18 protein-coding genes are annotated in these 19,696 nt (G+C 61.7%); 10 read left to right on the forward strand and 8 right to left on the reverse strand.

Annotated elements, in window-relative coordinates; all coding sequences use genetic code 11:
- Positions 1-7: 7 nt before the first annotated feature.
- Positions 8-481, reverse strand: coding sequence for a c-type cytochrome (locus tag GbCGDNIH8_RS10370; RefSeq protein WP_157692630.1), 474 nt, complete (start codon positions 479-481; stop codon positions 8-10).
- A 169-nt stretch (positions 482-650) separates the two neighbouring features.
- On the opposite strand from GbCGDNIH8_RS10370, the gene GbCGDNIH8_RS10375 reads away from it, so the two are divergent.
- Positions 651-1,415, forward strand: a complete 765-nt coding sequence (locus GbCGDNIH8_RS10375; protein WP_072573128.1) for a 3-deoxy-manno-octulosonate cytidylyltransferase — start codon at positions 651-653, stop codon at positions 1,413-1,415.
- The gene (locus GbCGDNIH8_RS10380) at positions 1,412-2,299 is read left to right on the forward strand and encodes a prephenate dehydratase (RefSeq protein WP_072573129.1); all 888 of its coding nucleotides are present in this window, start codon (positions 1,412-1,414) and stop codon (positions 2,297-2,299) included. The genes GbCGDNIH8_RS10375 and GbCGDNIH8_RS10380 overlap by 4 nt, the downstream gene beginning before the upstream one ends.
- A gap of 9 nt (positions 2,300-2,308) precedes the next feature.
- Here GbCGDNIH8_RS10380 and GbCGDNIH8_RS10385 read toward each other — a convergent pair whose 3' ends face one another.
- Both GbCGDNIH8_RS10385 and GbCGDNIH8_RS13230 read right to left on the reverse strand, forming a co-directional pair.
- Positions 2,309-3,424 carry an alpha/beta fold hydrolase gene (locus GbCGDNIH8_RS10385; RefSeq protein WP_253736022.1) on the reverse strand — a complete coding sequence of 372 codons (1,116 nt, stop codon included), beginning with the start codon at positions 3,422-3,424 and terminating at the stop codon, positions 2,309-2,311.
- Positions 3,354-3,893, reverse strand: coding sequence for a hypothetical protein (locus tag GbCGDNIH8_RS13230; protein WP_253736023.1), 540 nt, complete (start codon positions 3,891-3,893; stop codon positions 3,354-3,356). Before GbCGDNIH8_RS13230 ends, GbCGDNIH8_RS10385 begins: the two co-directional genes overlap by 71 nt.
- A gap of 207 nt (positions 3,894-4,100) precedes the next feature.
- Between GbCGDNIH8_RS13230 and phaR the strand changes: the two genes are divergently transcribed.
- Positions 4,101-4,829, forward strand: coding sequence for a polyhydroxyalkanoate synthesis repressor PhaR (gene phaR / locus GbCGDNIH8_RS10390; protein WP_081368967.1), 729 nt, complete (start codon positions 4,101-4,103; stop codon positions 4,827-4,829).
- 206 nt (positions 4,830-5,035) lie between these two features.
- A complete protein-coding gene (locus GbCGDNIH8_RS10395) occupies positions 5,036-5,590 on the forward strand; it encodes a helix-turn-helix domain-containing protein (protein ID WP_081368968.1) in 555 nt (184 codons plus the stop codon).
- 144 nt (positions 5,591-5,734) lie between these two features.
- Here GbCGDNIH8_RS10395 and GbCGDNIH8_RS10400 read toward each other — a convergent pair whose 3' ends face one another.
- The gene (locus GbCGDNIH8_RS10400) at positions 5,735-6,235 is read right to left on the reverse strand and encodes a L,D-transpeptidase family protein (RefSeq protein WP_072573130.1); all 501 of its coding nucleotides are present in this window, start codon (positions 6,233-6,235) and stop codon (positions 5,735-5,737) included.
- A 307-nt stretch (positions 6,236-6,542) separates the two neighbouring features.
- Between GbCGDNIH8_RS10400 and GbCGDNIH8_RS10405 the strand changes: the two genes are divergently transcribed.
- Positions 6,543-7,235 carry a response regulator transcription factor gene (locus GbCGDNIH8_RS10405; RefSeq protein WP_072573131.1) on the forward strand — a complete coding sequence of 231 codons (693 nt, stop codon included), beginning with the start codon at positions 6,543-6,545 and terminating at the stop codon, positions 7,233-7,235.
- Positions 7,236-7,304: 69 nt separating this feature from the next.
- Here the strand turns inward: GbCGDNIH8_RS10405 and GbCGDNIH8_RS10410 are convergent, their stop codons facing one another.
- The 4 genes from GbCGDNIH8_RS10410 to GbCGDNIH8_RS10425 are packed head-to-tail and all read right to left on the reverse strand — an operon-like array spanning position 7,305 to position 10,811.
- The gene (locus GbCGDNIH8_RS10410) at positions 7,305-8,117 is read right to left on the reverse strand and encodes an exodeoxyribonuclease III (RefSeq protein ID WP_072573810.1); all 813 of its coding nucleotides are present in this window, start codon (positions 8,115-8,117) and stop codon (positions 7,305-7,307) included.
- 19 nt (positions 8,118-8,136) lie between these two features.
- Positions 8,137-8,829: a fumarylacetoacetate hydrolase family protein gene (locus tag GbCGDNIH8_RS10415; RefSeq protein ID WP_072573132.1), complete on the reverse strand. Its 693-nt coding sequence runs from the start codon at positions 8,827-8,829 to the stop codon at positions 8,137-8,139.
- 12 nt (positions 8,830-8,841) lie between these two features.
- The gene (locus GbCGDNIH8_RS10420) at positions 8,842-9,699 is read right to left on the reverse strand and encodes a gamma-glutamyl-gamma-aminobutyrate hydrolase family protein (protein WP_253736024.1); all 858 of its coding nucleotides are present in this window, start codon (positions 9,697-9,699) and stop codon (positions 8,842-8,844) included.
- A 59-nt stretch (positions 9,700-9,758) separates the two neighbouring features.
- Positions 9,759-10,811, reverse strand: a complete 1,053-nt coding sequence (locus tag GbCGDNIH8_RS10425) for an NAD(P)/FAD-dependent oxidoreductase (RefSeq protein ID WP_072573811.1) — start codon at positions 10,809-10,811, stop codon at positions 9,759-9,761.
- A 145-nt stretch (positions 10,812-10,956) separates the two neighbouring features.
- Here GbCGDNIH8_RS10425 and tsaE point away from each other — a divergent pair, with 145 nt between their 5' ends.
- The 5 genes from tsaE to addA are packed head-to-tail and all read left to right on the forward strand — an operon-like array spanning position 10,957 to position 19,674.
- Positions 10,957-11,451 carry a tRNA (adenosine(37)-N6)-threonylcarbamoyltransferase complex ATPase subunit type 1 TsaE gene (tsaE, locus tag GbCGDNIH8_RS10430; protein ID WP_072573812.1) on the forward strand — a complete coding sequence of 165 codons (495 nt, stop codon included), beginning with the start codon at positions 10,957-10,959 and terminating at the stop codon, positions 11,449-11,451.
- Positions 11,448-12,506, forward strand: a complete 1,059-nt coding sequence (locus GbCGDNIH8_RS10435) for an aminoglycoside phosphotransferase family protein (RefSeq protein ID WP_081368969.1) — start codon at positions 11,448-11,450, stop codon at positions 12,504-12,506. Before tsaE ends, GbCGDNIH8_RS10435 begins: the two co-directional genes overlap by 4 nt.
- 9 nt (positions 12,507-12,515) lie before the next feature.
- Complete coding sequence (locus tag GbCGDNIH8_RS10440; protein WP_072573133.1) at positions 12,516-13,262, forward strand: nucleotidyltransferase family protein; 747 nt, start codon at positions 12,516-12,518, stop codon at positions 13,260-13,262.
- An 8-nt stretch (positions 13,263-13,270) separates the two neighbouring features.
- Complete coding sequence (gene addB, locus GbCGDNIH8_RS10445; protein ID WP_072573134.1) at positions 13,271-16,198, forward strand: double-strand break repair protein AddB; 2,928 nt, start codon at positions 13,271-13,273, stop codon at positions 16,196-16,198.
- Positions 16,195-19,674, forward strand: coding sequence for a double-strand break repair helicase AddA (addA, locus tag GbCGDNIH8_RS10450; protein WP_072573135.1), 3,480 nt, complete (start codon positions 16,195-16,197; stop codon positions 19,672-19,674). Before addB ends, addA begins: the two co-directional genes overlap by 4 nt.
- Positions 19,675-19,696 lie beyond the last annotated feature (22 nt).

Consider the following 19,696-nt stretch of genomic DNA (forward strand, 5'->3'; position numbering starts at 1 on the left):
CGGGCACTCATGGTTGCCCGGACTGCCGTAAGGAAGCCGGTGGCAGGCCGGAAATGACACGCAGATAGGCTATGATGTCGGCTCTTTCCCGATCATCCTTCACCCCGGCAAAAGACATACGGGTGCCAGGAACAAAGGCAGACGGTCGGAAAAGCCAGGCATTGAGGGAGTCCGTATCCCATTGTCCGTGCATCTCTTTCAAGGCATGGGAATAGTGAAAACCGGGAACCGACGCACGCTCCCGCCCTACCACGCCACGCAAAGGCGGCGCCACGGTGCGGGCATCGGGCGATCCTGTCAAAGCGTGGCAGCGGTGACAATGCCGTTCGGCGGCTACCTCCCCCCTTGCCGGATCAGCGCTGGCCATCAGCAAGGCGATTGAGGGCACCGGAACCGGGGGTTCATCCCCCCACATGCCCGGCAACAGGCTCCATCCGGCGAGCGCAAGCGCCGCCACGCCGAACGCTGCTGCCCAGATCATGACCGGTTTCATAAGCCGCCCCACATCGTACAAACCCGTCCTTTCCACCCGACGGGTCATTCCCAGCGTCCCGCTTCTGGCTTAAATGCCTGTTTTCTGTCTAACACGGATAATCGCATCGTCGCAGGCCATCTGGTCATGATCATGGCGACGCGTCAGGATCAACCTCATGACCCCTCTCATCGTCATTCCCAGCCGCATGGGATCGAGCCGCCTGCCCGGCAAACCTCTCGCCGATCTCAACGGGCGCCCGATGATCCTGCATGTGCTGGACCGGGCGATGGAGGCCGGGATCGGGCCGGTGGCCGTCGCCTGCGCAGAGGAGGAAATTGCCGCCGCCGTGCGTGCCGCAGGTGGAACCGCCATCCTGACCGATCCGGACCTGCCCGCCGGGACCGACCGTGTGCATGCCGCACTGGGCGTGCTCGATCCGGAGATGCGATATAATGCGGTGGTCAATCTTCAGGGCGATCTGCCCACCATCCTGCCGGATATGATCAGCGCCGTGCTGAAGCCTCTGCGCAGCCCGACTTTCGACATCGCCACGCTGGTGGCGGAAATCACCACCGAGGAGGAGCGTATCTCCCCCGCCGTGGTCAAGGCCGTCTGCGCTTTTCCTGACCCGGCCGGTACTGTTGCTCCGGCACTGTATTTCTCCCGTACCGCCGTACCATCAGGGGCGGGGCCGCTCTGGCATCATATCGGCATCTATGCCTATCGCCGTACCGCACTGGATCGTTTTGTCTCCCTGCCGGAAAGCCCGCTGGAAAAACGCGAGAAACTGGAGCAATTGCGTGCGCTCGAAGCAGGCATGAGGATCGGCTGCGCCCGCGTCGAGCACGCGCCATTCGGTGTCGATACACCGGAGGATCTTGAACGCGCCCGCGGGGTGCTCCGCAACTGGTCATCCTCCGTCACGGAGCCTTCGGCATGAGCGCTTTCTCCCCCACACCACCTGCCTCATCCTATCACGGTCCGATCGCATTTCAGGGGCAACCGGGCGCCTATTCCGACCTCGCCTGCCGTGCCGCCTATCCGCATCTGAAAACCCTGCCCTGCCCGACTTTCGAGGCGGTGATCGAGGCCGTACGCGAAGGACAGGCCGACCTGGCCATGCTGCCTTGCGAGAACACGCTGGCCGGCCGGGTGCCGGATATCCATTCCCTGTTGCCTGCCAGCGGGCTGTTCATCGTCGGCGAGCATTTCCAGCGCGTGGAGCATGCCCTGCTGGCCCCACCCGGCGCGACACTGGAAACGCTGAAACGTGCCCGGTCCCACGCAGTGGCGCTGGGGCAGGTCCGTAACATCCTGCGCGATCTGGGGCTTGAAGCCGTCGTGGAAGCCGATACCGCAGGCGCTGCAAAGCTGGTTGCCGAACTGGGCGGTACCGAGGATGCCGCCATCGCCTCCCCCCTCGCTGCCGAAATTTACGGCCTGACTATCCTGCGCCGGAATGTCGAGGACGCAGCCCATAATACGACCCGCTTTTACGTCGTCTCCACCACGGCCGCCCCACCCGAGCCGGAACGCGCCGATACCATGACCACCTTTGTCTTTCGCGTGCGCAATATCCCTGCCGCGCTTTACAAGGCACTGGGAGGGTTCGCTACCAACGGCATCAATCTGATCAAGCTGGAAAGCTATATGCTGGACGGTGCCTTCACCGCCACACAGTTCCTGTGTGACGTGATCGGTCATCCTGACCAGCCGCCGCTCCGCCGGGCGCTTGAAGAACTTGGTTTTTTCAGCCGGGAAGTGAAAATCCTGGGCGTCTACCCCTCGGCCGCCCAGCGCGGGATCACCGAACCAGCCGAATAAGCCGGAGACTCACACAGTCCCCAGCCACCGTAGCAGAGGCTGCCACAGCACAGCCTCTGCCGAGCGGCCCGCCGTCATGCCGATATGCCCTGCCTCCATCCGGTGCAGCAACGCACCGGGAATGACCTGCGCCAGCTTCAATGCGCTGGCGGGCGGCACGATCCGGTCCCGCGACGGCACGGCCACAAAAGCCGGGCAGTGCAATGCGGCGGGATCAACCACATGCCCATCCACTTTCCACCTGCCTTGTGCCGGCAAATTGTCGCAATACCAGCCATTCACCACCTCCTGAGCCACCGGGGCTGCAAGAGAGATCCCGTCATTGAGCCAGTCCTCAAGCGCCACGAAATGATCAGCGCGCGGATGATCCTGCGGCAGACGACCAAAAGCGCGGTATTTATCCGCGACGCCAAACGGCTCGATCAACGCAAACATGATCTGAAGGATATCCACCGGCAGGCAGCCGTACTGTTTCAGCACTCCCCCCAGAACGGGCTGCAACGCAGTACTCAGACGCTGATGCTCCGGCCCGGCTGCATGGAAATCCCACGGAGTGGCCAGCAAGGCAAGCGCCCGCACCGCCGCCGGACGGCGCAGGGACGCAGCAAGAGCCAGCAGGCCGCCCATGCAATATCCGGCCATGACCACTTCCTGCCCCGTGAGATCGGCAATGGCCTGCACAGCGCGATCCAGACGCCCCGCAATATAGTCGGTCAGACCAAAATACTGTTCAGGCTCCCCCGGCCTGCCCCATTCCAGCAGGAACACCGGATACCCGGCCTGCGCCAGCCGATCCATCAGGGAATAACCCGGCGCCAGATCAAGCACATATCCGCGGTTGATCAGACTTGGGACCAGCAAAACAGGCGGCAGATGGCCGGAAACCGGCGCAGGGTGCAGCAGAACTGTGCTGCTCCCCTCACGCCAGACCACATGCCTCGGTGGAGCATGGCGATAATAGGGATGGCGACGATAGGCCGCTACACCCGCGATCAGGGCGGCATCACGCTGCACTGTTTCTGTCCAGACCGCCTGCTCCAACAGCAGGGAGGGATCAGTTCGCCCCGCCTCTACCCCGCGATGGAGCCTTGCCGCCACGAGGTTTTGCAGCAACTTTTCTGTCATCTCCGCCGCATGGGGCGTTTTCCAGTCGGGCCAGCCGCTCTTCAAGCTCTGCAACCCGGCCAAGGAGAAACCGGAGCGCATCATCGCGAGGGTCAGATGCAGCCCGAGCGGGCGAGGGCCGCTGCGGTGCATCGGGCGTGGCTGCTCCGGCCTGTCCGGCTGGTCGGGACTGTTGTGATCCACTTTCTTCTGCGCCCGCCTTTCCCTGTCCCTGATGATAGCCATGCTCCTGAGAGGCTTTCAGAGCAGCCTGCATGGTTTCCATCGACTGTGCTGCCAGCGTCGACCAGTTCTGCGCCAGAGCCTGCCATGCAGACAGAGAGTCCGGATCACTGGCACGCGCCGATAATTCGCTCTGCCACAGATCGACCCAGTCACGGGCAAAATCAGCGGTGGATGATGAATCGCGCGTCGTCCCGGATCCCCTTCCTTCAGTCGACGATCCTGGCCCCTTATCGTTTCCCGCCATGAATCACCCATTCCTTCCAATGAGGAAAGATCGTGCTTGCCACAATATGGCAGATGCGAGAATACCGGCCTGCCATGCTTTTTGTTTCGCTCAGGATTTGAAACCGATAACCATGGTTCCTCCCGGCTGTGCTATAAGCACAGCATATACCTCTGGCCCCGCTGACGTCCTCCCGGTAACGTCGATGCAGGCCCCGCAGAGCAGAGTATGTCCATGCCCAACCCGCGTCCCGCCTCTTCCCGCGCTGCTGGACGCCCGTCCAGGTCCGCCAGCAACACGTCCACACCTCACGTGGCGCAGACAAATGGGGAAGCAGCACCGGAACGGGATAATAACCCGGACAATACCCATGCGGCTCCATCACCTGTTATTATCAAGAAATACGCCAATCGACGTCTCTATAATACCGAGACATCCTGTTACATCACGCTCGAAAATCTGGCCGACATGGTCCGCACAGGACGCGAATTCTCCGTCTTCGATGCCAAAAGCGGCGAGGACATCACAAGAAGCGTCCTGACCCAGATTATCGTCGAGGAAGAAAACAAGGGGCGGGCCATGCTGCCCACCACCTTCCTCCGGCAGTTGATCGGGTTTTACGGGGATAGCCTGCAATCCATTGTTCCCCGGTACCTTGAGGAAGCCATGAGCACCTTCGCCCATCAACAACAGCAGATGCGCAGCGCGGTGCAACAGACCATGGGCAGCTTTTTCCCGTTCGCTTCCAGCAGCACCCTGGAAGAGGTCAGCCGCCAGAATATGGCCATGATTGAAAAGGCCATGAGTCTTTTCAATCCATTCTATAAAGGGCCAGCGACTCCGGTTTCGGAAAAACAGGAAGAGCTTTCCTCCACCGAGCAAGAGATCATTCAACTAAAAGAAGAAATAAAAACTCTCAAAGATCAATTAAAGAGAGAGAAAAATGCCTTTGAATAATTATTATAAGGTGACTACCTTTATGTAATGACAAAATTCACAGGAACGTGATTGTATTAATCGGGACATTTATCAATTTATTGACTTTGTTACGTCCGCTTTTATCGATCTGGTTGCAAGCCATACTGTAACTGACTGAACTCCTCTCTGAACCCCTCCCAGATAATGAAGGGTCAAATCCGGTAGTGTCCGACAGGAATTGAAACATGCAGTCTTCTACTAATCATATCGCACAGGATGCAGAACACCTGCCCCAACCCAATGCGCAGTATCCTGTTGCTGATGAAGGAAGCATTCTTGCTGCAACCTCCCGAACGACTTCAGGCGGCCGTGTCGCAGCCAGAGCCAGTGATGCAGACAGACATGTGGGCAATCGCATCAGGGAACGCAGGGTCATGCTCGGGCTGTCCCAGCAGCAGCTGGCCCAAATGATCGGCGTGACCTATCAGCAAGCCCATAAATACGAGCGCGGGCTGAACCGTATTTCAGCGGGTCGGCTTTATCAGATATCGCATGTGCTGAATGTGCCGATTTCCTGGTTCTTTGACGGCTTCTCTAATGAGAACAGAACAGCCGATCTGACGACGCGGCAGCGCATGTGCCTTGAACTTGCACGCAACTTTGCAGCGATCGACAACGAGAAGCATCAGGAAGCTCTCAGCCAGATGGCGCGGGCACTGGCCGCGCAGTCTGTTGCCAATAAAATGCCACAGGATGGTTATGCCTCGGATCTGGAAGAATCACGCGAAGAAGTCGCCTGATGGCATAGAGGCTCTGGCAAAGCAGGGTGGAGAGTCAAAAACAACCCACCCGCTCTGGCCATCTTCTTCGGGTCATCTTCCGATCGATTTTGATAGCCACGTCATTGCGCCATATTGGCAGGGTGATTTTTTCTGATCCAGCCTTCAGGCAGGCAACACCCTGAATGACGTTATCCCGTCCTTGAGCAGACGGATAACATCCGGGGCCGCAAGAGCAAGACATCCCGCCGTCGGCTGGTAGTCCTGGCCAGCGATATGCAGAAAAATGGCTGAGCCTCTCCCTTTTTCGACGGGCTGATCATTCCATCCCAACACACCGATAATGTCGTAGAGATAATCCTGGCGCCATAATTCTTCATGACTGGCCGAAAATGGTCGGGTTATCCGGCAATTGTACTGTGGGTGCGCCGGATCATCACACCAGCCATCAGATGGAGAGATTGGCTCCAGCGGGAGCGGGCCGGCACAAACCGGTATTGCCAGACGATCAGCCCTGTAAAACACCCGACGGAGAGGAAGTTTGCCGACCGGAGTAGCTCCGTCGCCTTCCTGCTTGCAGGTCGTGACACCCGCTCGCCCCAGCGCAACCCGAAAGATGGTATTCCGATATATTAGCTGCCCATTCGGCCTTACAATTGCTTCCATATGTCCTGCCGTATTCTTTTCCGTTTAGGCCAATGCGCCGCTTATAAAACAATGGTTATAAAAATTGTCGGCTTTTTAAAAGAGATGATAAGCTCAACTCCGTTAAGATCGAAAAAAGCACCTGAAAATTTCATTTTTACATACATGTATTAATGCATTAAAATGCCATCAAAACATTTATGTGATAACAAAGTGTCTGCTATAATTTTTATGACTTAAGTTACCATCATTACGATGACATTTTGACTTTACCTGTCAGCCGTAACATACCACTCTCTGCAGGCCTGCCTCATTGGAGACAACCCGTATGCCACACACACGCCCTATCCTGGTCGTTGATGACGATACAATGCTGCGGGAAACCCTGTCTGATCAGTTGTCGGTCGACGGTGAGTTCGTCGCTATCCCGGCCATCAACGGAAAAGAGGCCGAAGATTTTCTCAGCGACAACATCTCTCGCTTTGATGCCATCATTCTGGATGTGGGTCTGCCGGATGGGGACGGGCGGGATTTGTGCGTGCGCTGGCGGCGCATGGGCGTCAAGGTGCCGATTATCATCCTGACTGGTTCCGACGAAGAACACGATGTCGTGCGGGGTCTTGAGGCCGGTGCCAATGATTATATCGCCAAGCCTTTTCGCATGGCCGAGTTGCTGGCCCGCGTCCGCAACCAGCTGCGCAGCTACGAAAACAGCGAGGATGCAAAATTCAAAATCGGTCCCTACATCTTCAAACCCGCCGCAAAGCTGCTGGAAACCGAACAGAACAAGCGCATACGGTTAACCGAGAAAGAAGCCTCTATTCTGAAGTTTCTCTACCGTGCCGGGACCAAGCCCGTGGCACGGGAGGTGCTGTTGAACGAGGTATGGGGCTACAACGCCGCCGTCACCACGCATACGCTGGAAACCCATATTTACCGCCTGCGGCAGAAAATCGAGCAGGATCCTTCCAGCGCGCAGCTTCTTATCACCGAAGGTGGAGGATACCGGCTGCTTCCGTAAAGCAACCCTCCCTGGACAAAGAAAGAGGATTGTTTTCCGGGATGAGCCTGCGGCAGATCAGGGCAAGACCTACAGCGACAGGGTTACGCACACCGGAACGTGATCGGATGTGCGCTCCCAGTCGCGGGCCTCTTTAAGGGTTATCTGGCCTTGCAATGAAGAAACCAGATCAGGGCTGACCCAGACATGGTCCAGCCTCCGCCCTCGATCAGATGCCCGCCAGTCGCGATTACGGTATGACCACCATGTATAATGCTTGCGGTCTGACGGAACGAAATGGCGGACCGCATCGACAAAGCCGGTTTCCAGCCATTGCCTCATCCGTGTGGTCTCGGGCGGCGTATGGCTGACCACGTTCAGCAGTTGCTTGTGGCTCCAGACATCATGCTCCAGCGGAGCGATATTGAGGTCACCGACCAGCATGGTACGGGTAAAAGGAGCCTGCGCCGCAAAATAGGCCGTGGCTTCTTCCACGAACGCCAGCTTATGCGCAAATTTCGGGTTGATAGCCGGGTCCGGCTCATCACCGCCGGCCGGGACATAGAAATTATGCAGCACCACAGGCCCTGACGGCACCCCCAAAGACACTGCCAGGTGACGGCAGTCCCCCCGGGTGCACCAGTCCGGTGCCGCGTCATCCACCGTGAAAGGAATACGGGAGAGAATGGCGACCCCGTTATATCCCTTCATCCCGCGATAGGCGACATGGGCATAGCCATGATGCTCCGCCGCCCGACCGGGAAACAGATCTGCCGGAAACAGAGGATCAGGCACCTTGGTTTCCTGCAGGCACAGCACGTCGGGATCAAGCTCGGCCAGCACTTTCTCCAGCAAGGGCAGACGCAGGCGCAGGGAATTGATGTTCCAGGTCGCAACACGCATACGCATGAGCACTCTTTCCTCAGACGATGCGATTATGCAGGGGGAGCAGGCCGGACACTGATGCAGTCAGGACATCACCGCGCGACAGGGGAGAGACTCCATCCGGCGTGCCGGTCATGATCAGATCACCAGCCGCAAGAGTGACTAACTGCGACAGGGCCGAGATGACTTCACTGACTGACCAGATCATGTCGCTCAGCCGCCCGCGCTGGCGCTCCGTGCCATTGACCGTCAGCACGATATCCCCATCCGACGCACTATTGGGCAACCCGCCATCCATCACCGGCGTAATCGGCCCGACGGGGGCGGAGTGGTCGAACCCCTTTGCCATATCCCACGGACGCCCCGCATCACGCGCGGCAAACTGGAGATCGCGCCGCGTCAGATCCAGCCCGACCGCATAGCCAAACACACGGGACAGCGCAGCCTCGACCGGAATATCGTGTCCGCCGGAATGCAGTGCCACGACCAGCTCAACCTCGTGATGCAGCAGGGTGGTCGCAGGCGGATAAGGAATATCCGCATCCCCCGGCACCACCGCATCCGCCGGTTTGGAGAAGAAAAATGGCGGCTCACGCGCCGGATCACTCCCCATTTCACGTGCATGGGCAGCATAGTTCCTGCCGACACAAAACACCCTGCGGACAGGAAAGCCCCTTCCATCCGTCACGGGCACGATTACGGGAGAGGGGGGCGGAAAAACGCTCTGCATCTATCCTGCTTATCAAAACCCGCCAGAAACACCAGTGCTGTCCCTGGAACACACCTGATGCAGACGGATTTTATTCAGCCGCGCTGGCCATCCGTCCGGACGGATGGCCGTCTCGCCGGTGATCCCCCGATAGCGAGCTTCCACCGCCGCACCAAAATCCTCGAAAATACGATGTGACAATGTGTCGGTCAGATAATCGAACTCAGGATGCCATTGCACCCCTACTACAAACCCCGGGCAATCAACCGCCCGGACAGCTTCAATCACGCCATCAGGCGCATGTGCATCGGCACGCAACTGGGGAGCCAGCCGGTTGATGCCCTGATTATGCAGGGAGTTCACCGCAAAAGAGGCCGTGTCCGCCAGACGGTGCAGCCAGCCATCAGTCACGGCGGTGACCATATGCGCCTTGGCATTGCGCAGCGAGGATTGCGGCACGATCGGAGTGGAATGGTCCAGATAACCCGGCATGTCCTGCAGAACCTGATGCAGGCTGCCACCCAGCGCGACATTCAGTTCCTGAAACCCGCGGCAGATGGCCAGAATCGGCACGCCACATGCCACAGCGGCCCGGATCAATGGCAATGTCACCGCATCACGCCGCACATCTTCGGGCGTCCCCTCGGCATGCGGCGCACCGCCATATTGATCGGGATGCACGTTGGATCGGCTACCAGTGAAAATAATACCATCCAGACGGCTCAGCAGGGCGGAGAGATCGGCACGATCCCCATTCGCCGGAATCAGCACCGGCACAGCCCTGATCACATCATCGGTCACCTGCACATACGTATCCGACGCGGCATGGTTAGGCGTCGAAAAAGCCCCGAAGGGCTTGGTGCAGCAGGAAATGCCAATAAGCGGTTTCATGATCCCTTCACATTTAGGCGATCATTGCGGCAAAATGAAGGAATACATGCCATGCCAGGTCAGCCTGGAACGCCGGTGCTGGTCGAATATTCAAAATGCAGCGCCTGATCGGGATGCACGATCGGATGGATGGCATGCGCCGCCATCGCAGCTTCGCTGAATCCCTGCAGAATCAGCTTCAGCTTGCCCGGATAGGTGGCAACATCCCCGATGGCGAAAATACCTGGCACATTGGTCTCGCAACGCGACGGATCGATCGTGATGTGATGACGCTCCAGCGCCAGCCCCCATTCCGCAATGGGCCCCAGATCCATCGACAGACCGAAGAAAGGCAGCAGGCAATCAACTTCCAGACGGCGTATCTCACCATCCAGAGTCGCAACCTCCACGGCGGACAACACGCCGTCTGCGCCCTGAAGACCATGCAGTTGATAAGGGACCACCAGTTCGACCTCCCCCGCCGCCGCGGCTTCCTCCAGCTGAGCAAGCGATTCCGGGGCGGCACGGAATTTGGCGCGCCGGTGCACCACGAAAATCCGCGCTGCAATCCCGCGCAGGGCCAGTGCCCAGTCCACCGCACTGTCACCACCCCCGGCGATGACGACGGAACGCCCCCGAAAATCCTCCCGACGACGCACATAGTACTGCACGGCACCGGAAGCCTCGAAGGTTTCAAGCCCGTCCAACGGAGGACGGTTCGGTCCGAACGCACCCGCGCCTGCCGCCAGCACCACAGCACGCGCACGCACCGTATCGCCTGCACTGGTCGTCAGCGTGAAATCGCCCCGTGCCCCGCTCAGCGTCTCCACCCGGCGGGACAGCAGACGCGGCACATCAAAGGGAGCAATCTGCCGTTCCAGCGCCGCGATCAGATCGCCACCGGAAATCGCAGGATGGGCGGGAATGTCGTAGATCGGCTTTTCAGGATACAGGGCCGCGCACTGGCCACCAACCTCCTGCAATGCATCGATCAGCACGGCGCGTAACCGCAGCATACCCAGCTCGAAAGCCGCGAATAATCCGGCCGGTCCGGCGCCGATAATAGCGACATCGGTATCGATTATCCGGGGTTGGGTCGAAGAAGCAGGCGGGGCAAGGTCGATCTGTGTCATGAGCGGGACCATAAGACGCCCGCGAAAACGCGACAATTCCCTATCCTTTACTCCGGGCCACCGCATTCCCAAAAAGCGCCACTCCGGCTACATGCGCGTGATCCGGGCCTGTTTGCTCACCCTGGATGAGGCATCAGTGAGGCGCATGTCCCTAACACCCTCTTCATCACTGCCGGCTTCATCACTGTCGGCATCTTCCACGCTCCTGCTGGCCGATCAGGCCGCGACGGAGGCACTTGGCCGCCATATCGCCGATGCCCTGCGTCCCGGTGATGCCGTCCTGCTGGAAGGCTCTCTGGGAGCCGGGAAAAGCACACTGGTGCGCGCCCTGCTGCGTCATCTGGCGGATGATCCGGCACTGGATGTGCCGAGCCCTACCTATACGCTGGTACAAAGCTACAATACCCCGCGCGGAGCCGTGGCCCATCTGGATCTATGGCGTCTGGACGGGCCTGATGCGCTGCATGAACTGGGGTGGGACGCTTTGCTGAAAGACATCGTCATCGTTGAATGGCCTGACCGGCTGGAAGATTTACGCCCGGATCAGGCGCTGACCATCAGGCTTGAAGCCCTGCCCGACAATGATGGCGCGCGCCATGCCCATCTGTCCGGCTGGCCTGCGGAGCGACTGCCCCGATGAGCACCCCCTCCGCCGATACAACGATGCGCGAGGACGCCATTGCCCGTTTTCTGGCCGATCATGGCTGCGCGGATTTTCAGCGAACGCCGCTGGCAGGGGATGCGAGCTTCCGCCGCTACTGGCGGCTGCGTGACGAAGCAGGCGCTACGCTGGTGCTGATGGATGCGCCGCCTCCCCGTGAAGCCGTGGAGCCATTCCTGCGCATCGCCTCCGCCATGGAAGGCGCGGGTCTGTCTGTCCCTCATATCGAGGCCGTCAATGTCGAGGACGGGCTGGTCCTGCTGGAAGATCTGGGCGATGCGCTCTATCGCACCCTGCTGGATGACAGCAACGCGGATGCGTTCGGCGAAGCCGCCGCCAACGCGCTGACGGTCCTGCACCGCATGCCCATGCCACCCGATCCTCTGCGCTGGGATGGCGCGGCTATGCGGGATGCATCCTGCGACACGTTTCTGGGCTGGTGGTGGCCCGCCACTTTCGGAGAAGTTCCTTCCGCCCGCATCACCGCCGCACTGCATGCTGCTCTGGATGAAACACTGTCGATTCTGGCCGCCTCCCCTCCCGTGCCGGTGCATCGTGATTTCGAGGGTGGCAACCTGCTCTGGCTGCCGCAGCGGGACGGGTTCCGGCGCACCGGCATCATCGATTTTCAGGATCTCGGGGCCGGACATGGCGCCTATGATCTGGTCTCCCTGACCCAGGATGCACGCCGGGAGATGCCGGATGGTTTCGCGGAACAGCAGATCGCACGCTATGCTACAGCACTCGGCCTGAGCCTCGACCCAACCGGTCCGGATTCTCTGCCCGCCGCCTGCGCTGTCTGCGCGGCGCAACGCCATATGCGCCATGCCGGGCTGTGGGTGCGGCTGGCACAACGGGATGGCAAGACCGGCTATCTGGCGCATGGACCACGCTCCTGGCGTCGGCTGCTGCATGCTCTGACGCATCCGGCCAATCAGGCGCTGATGGATTTCTTCAACGATCACGTGCCGGTCTCCCGGCGCGGTAACCCGGCGCTTTTGATGCCGGAACAGACAGGCTCTGCCAGGGATTAAAGACCGATTATGACGATACGAAACGCAATGCTGCTGGCGGCTGGCCTTGGCACACGCATGCGCCCCCTGACAGACACCACCGCCAAGCCGCTGGTGCCACTGGCCGGGCGCACCTTGCTGGACCACGCACTTGATCGCCTGTTCGAGGCCGGGGTGGAGCATGTGGTGGTCAACACCCATTGGAAAGGCGATCTGGTCGCAGCCCATATCGCTGCCCGTCATGACCCGCGCATCGTCGTCAGGGCGGAGGAAACCCTGCTCGACACGGGCGGAGCCATCGTCGCCGCACTGAAAGACGGGCTGCTGGATCAGGCCGAGCCGTTCTACGTCGTCAATGGCGATGCGTTCTGGCTCAACGGCCCCACCCCGATGCTCGACCGGCTGGCTGAAGCCTGGACGCAATGGGGTGGCGCGGACGCGATGGACGCGCTGCTGCTGGTACATCGCACATTCCAGATTTCCGCCGAGGTCGGCGCGGGCGATTTCGTGCTTGATCCGCTGGGCCATGTCCGCCGTCGCAAGGAAATGGAAATCGTCCCCTATCTGTTTGCGGGAGTTCAGATCGCATCAGCCCACCTGTTCACCGATGCGCCACAGGGGCCATTCAGCACCAACCTGCTATGGGACCGGGCCATCGAGGCGGAAAGGCTGCGCGCCCTGGTGCATGACGGGCTGTGGTTCCACCTGTCCACGCCGGAGGATCTGGAGGTCGCGGAACAGAAACTCTACGCGGCGGAAACCGGCGAAACACGATAGAGTTAGCCATGCATATCACCTCCATCCCGCCGGACTGGCCGTTTCTCGACACTGTCGCGGCTGCCTGGCTGGGAGAGGGGGAAGCAAGGCCGCTCGATACAGCCGATGGTATCATCCTGCTGCCGACACGCCGCGCTGCCCGGGCGCTGGCCGATGCGTTTCTGCGTCTCTCCGGCGGTCGCCCGCTGCTGTTGCCGCGCATCACCGCACTGGGCGCGCTGGATGAAACACCGCTGGCCCTGCATGGCGCGCTGGATCTTCCGCCCGCTGTGGACACGCCGCGCCGTCTGGCGGAGCTGACACGGCTGATCCTCGCATTACCGGACCCGGCCCTGTCAGCGGACAGTGCATGGATGCTGGCCAGAGAACTGGCCAAACTCATGGACGAAGCCGCCCGCGCCGGGATTGATCTTGCAACCGCCCTGCCCGATGCGGTCGATCCGTCTTTTGCCGCACATTGGCAGACGACCCTGACCTTCCTTCAGATCGTCACCCGCGCGTGGCCGGACTGGCTGGCGGAAGAAGGGCTGACCGATCCGGCCGCACGACAGGCCGCCCTGCTGAGGCGTCAGGCAACGCACTGGCAGGATCATCCGCCTGCGACACGTATCTGGGCGGCAGGGATTTCCGGCGCAGCCCCGGCCGAGGCGATGCTGCTGAAAACCATCGCCAGACTGAAGCAGGGCCTGGTGATCCTGCCCGGCCTCGACATGACCATGCCGGAGGAAGCATGGGCCATGCTGGAGGCGTCCCACCCGCAGGCGGGCATGCGTGACCTGCTGACCATGATGGATGCAAGGCGGGATGACGTGGCACCATGGGGACTGACGCCCCCGCCACCCCGCTCTGATGATCGCTCCCGACTGCTGCATCAGGCGCTGCTGCCCGCCGAAGCCCTGACGCTCTGGCGGGAGGCCGCCTTGCCGCCACTCAATTCCATGTTCCGCCTGGAACCGGAGGATGAGCAGCAGGAAGCCGTCGCCATCGCACTGATCCTGCGGGATGTGCTGGAGACACCGGGATACCGGGCAGCGCTGATCACGCCTGATCGCGGGCTGGCGGTGAGAGTATCCACCGAACTGGCCCGGTTCGGCGTCATCGCCGATGACAGCGCCGGGGAACCACTCGCCGAAACACCCCCGGCCGTCTTTCTGCGCCTGCTGGCGGAGGCAGTGCGGAGCAGTTTCTCCCCGGTCGCGCTGCTATCCCTGCTGAAACATCCGATGACAGGGTTGGGCATGGATCGTCTGATGACGCTCCATGCGGCCCGCGGGCTGGAACAACATGCCCTGCGCGGCCCCCGTCCTCCGCCGGGCCTGTCCGGGCTGCGTGCGGTGCTCGAAGCCGGAGAAACGGAAGCCGCCGCCCTGCTCGACCGGCTGGAACAGGCGCTGCTCCCTCTGATCGACCTCGTAGCACAGGAAAAAGTCGCGCCGCATGACTACCTGCGCACCCTGCTGACCGCCGGGGAAGCGCTGGCCGCCAGCGATACCCGTTCCGGTGCCGAGCGTCTCTGGGCACGGGAGGAAGGAGAGGCGCTGGCCGTACTGCTGGCTGAGACGCTGCCCGCCCTGCCAGTGCTGCCGCCGCAACCGCCCGACACACTGCCGGGCCTGTTCGACGCCATGCTGGAAGGCATCGCCGTCCGCAGCCGCCGTGCCATACGCCGCTTCGGCGAGGATGATGCGGAACATCCGCGCCTGTTTATCTGGGGCCTGCTGGAAGCACAGCTTCAGCATGTGGATGTGGCTGTGCTGGGCGGTCTGAGCGAGGGCGTATGGCCCCCTGCCACTGATCCCGGCCCATGGATGAGCCGACCGATGCGCAGACGGGCCGGGCTGCCGAGCGCCGAACAGACCATCGGTCAGGCAGCCCATGATTTCGTGCAGGCGGCATGCAGCGCCTCCGTAGCGATCCTGTCCTGCCCCGCCCGGCGGGAAGGGGCCCCTGTCGTTGCGGCACGCTGGCTGGCACGGATCGACGCGCTGCTGAAAGGATACGGGCAGCGCCTGCCGATCCATCCCGCCACCGCTTGGGCAAGGATGCTGGATCAGCCGGAACGACCCAGCCCGGTCAGGCCGCCCCGCCCCTGTCCGCCACGCAGGTCACGCCCCCGCAGCCTGAGTGTGACGGAAATAGGGCGCTGGCTGACCGATCCTTACCGGCTCTATGCGGAGCGTATCCTGAAGCTGAAACCGCTCGATCCGCTGGAACAGGATACTGATGCCGCCGATTTCGGCATGATCGTGCATGATGGCATGCAGTGTTTTCTGGAAGAGGCCGCCCGGCAATGGCCCGGCGACCCGCTGACCGCCCTGCGCACGGCATTCCGGGTCGCGCTGGACCGCCACAATCCTCGCCCTGCCCTGCGCAGCTGGTGGCTGCCGCGTCTCAACCGGATCGCCGCCTGGGTCGCTACGCAGGAGCAACGGGATACAAAAATCCATACCGAAACCTCGGGCATCTGGCATCTGTCGGATTTTCCGGGCGGCCCCTTCAGGCTGAAAGGCCGCGCCGACCGGATCGAGATCAGGCGCGATGGCAGCCTCCGCCTGCTCGATTACAAAACCGGCACGGTTCCCTCCGCCCCGGCGATCCTCAGCGGTGAGGCCCCACAGCTTCCGCTGGAAGCCGCGATGATGAAGGCGGGGGCCTTCCCTGATGTACCGGCGCAATATCCGTCCGAACTGGTGTACTGGCGGCTCAGCGGCGGTCGTGTCGCCGGAGAGGAAGTCATTCTCGGCAGAAAAACCCCCGCTGCATGGGCCGAGGAACAGGCGCAACTGGCGGCCGAGAAGCTGCGCGATCTGGTCACACGCTATGACGATCCGGATTTCCCCTATCTGGCGCAGCCTTTCGCCCCCGGCCATGCGCCGATGGATGCTTATGCGCATCTGGCCCGCGTGCCCGAATGGGCGGATGGTGACGAGGCATGAGCGCCACGCTTTCCCCGCGTGACGAAGCGGAACGCAATCAGCGTGATGCCTCCGATCCCGTTGTCTCCGCTTTCGTCAGTGCCTCTGCCGGGTCAGGCAAGACCAAGCTGCTGACCGACCGGCTGCTGCGCCTGATGCTCTCCGGCGCTCATCCGGGGCGGATTCAGTGCCTCACCTTCACCAAGGCCGGTGCGGCGGAAATGGCGATCCGTCTGCGGTCGCGACTGGGCGCATGGGTGACAATGAGCGATGCAGCGCTGGATCAGGCGCTGACGGCGCTGGCCGTCAAACCGGACGATGATGCCCGGCTGAGGGCGCGCGCCCTGTTTGCACAGGTGCTGGATCTGCCCGGCGGCATGCGGATCGAGACGATCCATGCTTTCTGCCAGTCCCTGCTGCGGCGCTTTCCGCTGGAAGCCGCACTGAGTCCTCATTTCAAAATGATCGAACCGGCCGAGCAGGAAGTCACCCGCCAGGAAGCGCAGGAGACGATGCTCGCGGCGACCGGGGATCATGCCTCCCTGTCCCTGCTCTCAGGCCAGATCAGCCTTCAGACATTCGGCATGCTCTCGGCCGGATTACATATCGAACCGGACCGCCTGCACCGGCTGACCCCATCTCTGGCAGGGCTGGAAGCCGCCCAACGCCGGGCGCTGGGCGTGCCGGGCAGTCAGGGAGAAGAAGCGTTGCTGGCCGCCGCCACCGAGTGGCCCGCCATCGGCAAAGTCCGTGAGGCTGCGCGGGATGCGTTCGAAAACGGATCGAACACCGTGCGGGAAAGGGCGGGCCAGATGCTCGCCTGGCTGTCCCTGTCGCATACCGAACGTCAGGCACGATGGGAGGAATGGGCCAGCCTGTTCCTGACCGCCAAAGGGGAACCGTCCAGCCCCAAAACCCTGTTCAACGAAAACAAGGCCAATCGCGGCACCAGCGCCGATACCTCCCGGGAGAGTCTGGTTGATGAGTCGCACCGGATCGTCTCAATCCGCCAGACTCTGCATGCGATCCGGCTGGCCTCCCTCTCCGCCGCCCTCACCCGGCTGGCGATCCCGGTGGCCGACGCCTACGCAAAGGACAAAGCGCGACGCGGGCTGGTCGATTTCACCGATCTGATCGGACGCACCCGCGCGCTGCTGAGAGAACCCGGCGCTGCCTGGGTGCTGTACAAGCTGGATGGCGGCATCGACCACCTACTGCTGGATGAAGTTCAGGATACCGCTCCGGAACAGTGGGAGATCGCCGGAACCCTGACGGCGGAGTTTTTTGCCGGCCTCGATGATCGCGCCGAACAGGGGAAACCCCGGACTGTCTTTGCTGTGGGCGATCCGAAACAGTCGATCTACTCGTTTCAGGGGGCCGACCCGCATGCTTTCCGGCACTGGCGCAGCATCATGGCGCAACGTGTGCAGCAGATCGGCTATGAATGGCGCGACCGTCCCCTGACGGTTTCGTTCCGCTCCACCGCCCCGGTGCTGGCCCTGACCGATGCGGTATTCGCCGATCCACTGGCCCGTCAGGGTGTGATCGAGCCAGCAGAAACCCTGCGCCACCTGCCTGATCGCGCCGAAGATGCCGGCACAGTGGAGGTCTGGGAGCCGGTGCAGACCCCGGAAATCCCTCCCCGCCCCGCATGGCAGCCTGCCGAGGAGTACGGCACCCACACCACCGCCGCCAGCCTGCTGGCGGGACGGCTCGCGGACTGGATCGCCAGCCAAATCGGCCAGACCCTGCCGAGTGAAAACCGCCCGATCCATGCCGGAGATTATCTGATCCTGCTGCGGCGGCGCAAACCTTTCGCCCCTCTGCTGGAGCGGGCCCTGAAGCTGCGGGGGGTGCCGGTGGCGGGGCTGGACCGGCTGCCCCTGACCAGTCAGCCTGCCGTGGCTGATCTGCTGGCCCTGTGCGATACGCTGCTGCTGCCTGATGACGATATGGCGCTGGCCTGTCTGCTCACCAGCCCGCTGGGCGGACTGAGCGACGACTCCCTGATGGCACTGGCGCTGGGCCGTCGGGAAACCCTGTGGGACACGCTGAGAAAACGCCGGACAGAACGCACAGAGTGGGATCAGGCCGCCAGTTTCCTCGAAGACATGCTCGGGCAGGTGGATTACACCACGCCCCATGCCCTGCTCAGCGCGGCGCTGGTCCGGCATCGCGGGCGGGCGCGGCTGTTCAAGCGTCTGGGCGCGGAAGCCGCCGAGCCGATCGACGAGTTGCTGAACGCCGCCATGCGCTATGCCCAGCTTCATCCACCCTCATTACAGGGTTTCGTCCACTGGCTGCGCCGCTCCGCGCCGGAGGTCAAACGCGAAATGTCATCCGGTGGCCAGGCCGTGCGTATCATGACAGTGCATGGATCCAAGGGTTTGGAAGCCCCCATCGTCATCCTGCCTGATACCGTCTCCACCCCGCGTATGGAGAACAGCATTCTCTGGACGGAGGATCCGGAAACCGGCCTGTCCGTACCATTATGGAAGCCCAATCAGGATTTCCAGTGTGACAGCTTCGCCGTGCTGGAGGCAAAGGAACAGGCTGCCCGCCAGGAAGAATACAATCGACTTCTCTATGTCGCGCTGACCCGCGCCAGAGACCGGCTGCTGGTCTGCGGCTGGCTGGGCAAGGAGAACAGGCCGCCACCGGAGGAAAGCTGGTACGCCGCCATCCGGCGCGGGATGGAACGCCTGCCGGACGCCGAAACTATCGAGACCGATCATGGCGAGGTCATCCGCCTGATCTCCCCGCAACAACGTGCCGCACAGCAGGCACGCGCCGACATCACCGCCCCGATTCAGGCTCCACCCTCATGGATGGGGCAGGCTCCGGACTGGCAGCCTGCCCCCCGTCCTGCGGAGCCTGTACGGCCCGAGCCGCTCGCGCCAAGCCGCCCCGACAATGCCGATCTGGGCCCCGTGCCGGCCGCCGACTCCCCGCTGATCGCCGACCGACGCGCACGGTTCCGGCGCGGGCAGGTGATTCATCAACTGCTGCAACATCTGCCGCTGCTGCCTGCAAAGGAACGTGATGCCGCCATGAAGCGGTTCCTCATGCAGACGCTGCCTTCGGAAGCTGATCATGTGGCAAAACAGATTGGCGCTCTTCTGGATCATCCCCGCCTTGCCGCATTGTTCGGCTCTGACGGGCGGGGCGAAGTGCCGCTGACCGGCGTAATCGGCCCGGATGACAAACCCCAGGTGATCGGCGGCATCGTGGACCGGCTGGCCGTACTGCCGGAGCGTATCCTGATCGCGGATTACAAGACGAACCGGCACCCTCCTGCGAGCATCGCGGACACACCGGTGCTGTATCTGCGGCAGATGGCAGCATACCGTGCAGTACTGTCCTCAATCTATCCGGACAGGGATGTTCTGTGTGCATTGATATGGACGGAAACCGGTCGGATCGACACACTGCCATCAGAGTTACTGGACCATCATGCACCTGGCGTATCTATGCCTGCGTTTGATCAAAAGGCTTGATCAAACCGGGTACCTGCCCCAC

Source organism: Granulibacter bethesdensis (genome assembly GCF_001889545.1).
Lineage (GTDB): Bacteria > Pseudomonadota > Alphaproteobacteria > Acetobacterales > Acetobacteraceae > Granulibacter > Granulibacter bethesdensis_B.

Coding starts and splice junctions, on each gene's coding strand:
- GbCGDNIH8_RS10370 (WP_157692630.1), bottom strand. CDS start 481: ATGATCTGGGCAGCAGCGTTCGGCGTGGCGGCGCTTGCGCTCGCCGGA.
- GbCGDNIH8_RS10375 (WP_072573128.1), top strand. CDS start 651: ATGACCCCTCTCATCGTCATTCCCAGCCGCATGGGATCGAGCCGCCTG.
- GbCGDNIH8_RS10380 (WP_072573129.1), top strand. CDS start 1,412: ATGAGCGCTTTCTCCCCCACACCACCTGCCTCATCCTATCACGGTCCG.
- GbCGDNIH8_RS10385 (WP_253736022.1), bottom strand. CDS start 3,424: ATGACAGAAAAGTTGCTGCAAAACCTCGTGGCGGCAAGGCTCCATCGC.
- GbCGDNIH8_RS13230 (WP_253736023.1), bottom strand. CDS start 3,893: ATGGCGGGAAACGATAAGGGGCCAGGATCGTCGACTGAAGGAAGGGGA.
- phaR (WP_081368967.1), top strand. CDS start 4,101: ATGTCCATGCCCAACCCGCGTCCCGCCTCTTCCCGCGCTGCTGGACGC.
- GbCGDNIH8_RS10395 (WP_081368968.1), top strand. CDS start 5,036: ATGCAGTCTTCTACTAATCATATCGCACAGGATGCAGAACACCTGCCC.
- GbCGDNIH8_RS10400 (WP_072573130.1), bottom strand. CDS start 6,235: ATGGAAGCAATTGTAAGGCCGAATGGGCAGCTAATATATCGGAATACC.
- GbCGDNIH8_RS10405 (WP_072573131.1), top strand. CDS start 6,543: ATGCCACACACACGCCCTATCCTGGTCGTTGATGACGATACAATGCTG.
- GbCGDNIH8_RS10410 (WP_072573810.1), bottom strand. CDS start 8,117: ATGCGTGTTGCGACCTGGAACATCAATTCCCTGCGCCTGCGTCTGCCC.
- GbCGDNIH8_RS10415 (WP_072573132.1), bottom strand. CDS start 8,829: ATGCAGAGCGTTTTTCCGCCCCCCTCTCCCGTAATCGTGCCCGTGACG.
- GbCGDNIH8_RS10420 (WP_253736024.1), bottom strand. CDS start 9,699: ATGAAACCGCTTATTGGCATTTCCTGCTGCACCAAGCCCTTCGGGGCT.
- GbCGDNIH8_RS10425 (WP_072573811.1), bottom strand. CDS start 10,811: ATGACACAGATCGACCTTGCCCCGCCTGCTTCTTCGACCCAACCCCGG.
- tsaE (WP_072573812.1), top strand. CDS start 10,957: ATGTCCCTAACACCCTCTTCATCACTGCCGGCTTCATCACTGTCGGCA.
- GbCGDNIH8_RS10435 (WP_081368969.1), top strand. CDS start 11,448: ATGAGCACCCCCTCCGCCGATACAACGATGCGCGAGGACGCCATTGCC.
- GbCGDNIH8_RS10440 (WP_072573133.1), top strand. CDS start 12,516: ATGACGATACGAAACGCAATGCTGCTGGCGGCTGGCCTTGGCACACGC.
- addB (WP_072573134.1), top strand. CDS start 13,271: ATGCATATCACCTCCATCCCGCCGGACTGGCCGTTTCTCGACACTGTC.
- addA (WP_072573135.1), top strand. CDS start 16,195: ATGAGCGCCACGCTTTCCCCGCGTGACGAAGCGGAACGCAATCAGCGT.